The 1,858-nt window shown below is 39.9% G+C and carries 1 protein-coding gene and 1 pseudogene; one reads left to right on the top strand and one right to left on the bottom strand.

The genetic code is table 11. The features are described 5' to 3' along the window. A pseudogene (locus EHO59_RS11005) lies at window positions 1-106 on the top strand (NADH-quinone oxidoreductase subunit B family protein); the annotation flags it as partial. A gap of 4 nt (window positions 107-110) precedes the next feature. Here the strand turns inward: EHO59_RS11005 and EHO59_RS11000 are convergent. Beyond that, a complete protein-coding gene (locus tag EHO59_RS11000) occupies window positions 111-1,547 on the bottom strand; it encodes a hypothetical protein (protein ID WP_135587941.1) in 1,437 nt (478 codons plus the stop codon). Window positions 1,548-1,858: the final 311 nt, after the last annotated feature.

Below are 1,858 nucleotides of genomic sequence, written 5' to 3'. Positions count from 1 at the left end.
TCGTCCGGACGTGATCGTGAGCGCATTCCGTTATCTCATGGGAAAAAAGAAATATTCCTTCAGAGAAGAGCTCTCTAAGTTCATCGCGAACAAGAAAGCCAACTAATCTTCTAACCGAAATACTTAGCCTCATATGCGGATGTGATCCTTTGCGCCGCGTAGAAGGCTTCCATCGTTTTCAATCCGATCGTTGAAAACTTATCATCTCCATTAATATCAGCCACAATATTCACCGGATAAGAGATCCTTGGATCATCTTCTTTCGTTTTGATCGGATAAAATCTCTTTTGATCCAAATAAGAGAAGGTAGTGAGGATTACGACTTCTTCCTTTTCAAAAACCGTATCCAAATTTCGAAGCATGGTATTCATGCGAGAAGAAATGTTCTCGTTGAAATCCGCCCAGGAACGCAACTCGCAGGAATTCTCCACATTCAAATGAATAATAATAGGGTAGGGCTTCGCTTCATGCTGGCGATTCTTGCTCAACACTTTCTTTGCCACGAGAAGTGCGTCCGTATCATCACCTCTTCCTGTCTTTACTAAGACAGCTTTATTTCTCTGCAGAAGTTCAAATCCATCTCCATAGCAGATAATCTCTTCTGCATGGTCTAATAGCTTCCAACGATCATCAGGATTCATTAAGGAAAGCTTTCTCTTTTGATAAATAGAATAGGCGATATTCCAAATGATCTGATAGAGTAAACTAGGCAATAAGGTCTTGGGAAGATCTTTAACCGACAAGAGTTTTTGATACAATGTATTCAAAAGATCCGGCTGGATCAATTTTTGGGTCTCGAACTCTCCAGCGCTTACAATACCGGAAATTTCTCTGATCAAAAAGGACTTCATCGAAAGAGACGTTTGGAATTCATCATAAAAATCAAAGGTCTTTCCGGTGAACAATTGCTCCGGAGTCCGAAAACCTATATTTTTAGAAATAGCAGGATCCTTGATAGGATACTTTAAAAAAACAGAATGAAAGATCTGAGAAGGATCAGTGAACCCGAAATCATTTCCGATCTGAAGAGTGTCCAAAACAGTTCCATCTTCAAAGATCAGAGTCTCAGCCATACTATCCGTATTCGTAATCCCTTCGATCACATAAAGCTGATCTCGAGAAAACACCTTTCTTACGGCAGCGACTTGATCCTTTACTGCTTTTGCGGCAGCAACCTCATCTCCTCCATGAGCAGCACATCCCAATCCAGGAATATCGGATCTATGCATGTATGCAATAAATAGAGCGGGCATATTCGGAGTGTTGCATCTGGCATCATTCACAGCCTTATCGATCCGATTCCAAAACCAAAAATTATTCTGGCTAGTAGAGACTATATTCCCATCCGTTCTTCCGAACCGGATCGTTGTGACTGGATATCCTTTTAACTTACTTCCATGAACTCTTCCATCAATGCATTTGGTGACGATCACCTTCGGAGTTCTAGAGCTGAACTCACGAATCACGTGTCGCATTCTTTGAATAGTTTCAGATTCTATAATATTCTCTTTAAGGTATTGATCTATGTATTCGTCTGCGGGTCCCAAGTTCTTCCTCTCTTGCAATATTTCTTTAGGAATTGGATCGGATTCGGACAGTGTATCTCATTGCGAATTCGGATTAAACCAAAATAATGCGACAGAATTTCGTACATAAGATGTATCTTGTGCATTCTTCAAAAAGAAATTTCCAACTTATCCTTACCTTATTAACAGGACCTGAAAATTTCCGAAATCGGTTTCTATTCGAGAGAAGGAAGATTTAAAAAGAGCCCACGCGAGACTAAAAATTGTTAAAAAAAGTGGATCAAATAATACAAAAGAGATTTGACGGGTTGGGCGACGTAATTAATATGGTT

The organism is Leptospira semungkisensis (genome assembly GCF_004770055.1).
GTDB lineage: Bacteria > Spirochaetota > Leptospiria > Leptospirales > Leptospiraceae > Leptospira_B > Leptospira_B semungkisensis.
This window is presented reverse-complemented; position numbering and strand designations above follow the sequence as displayed.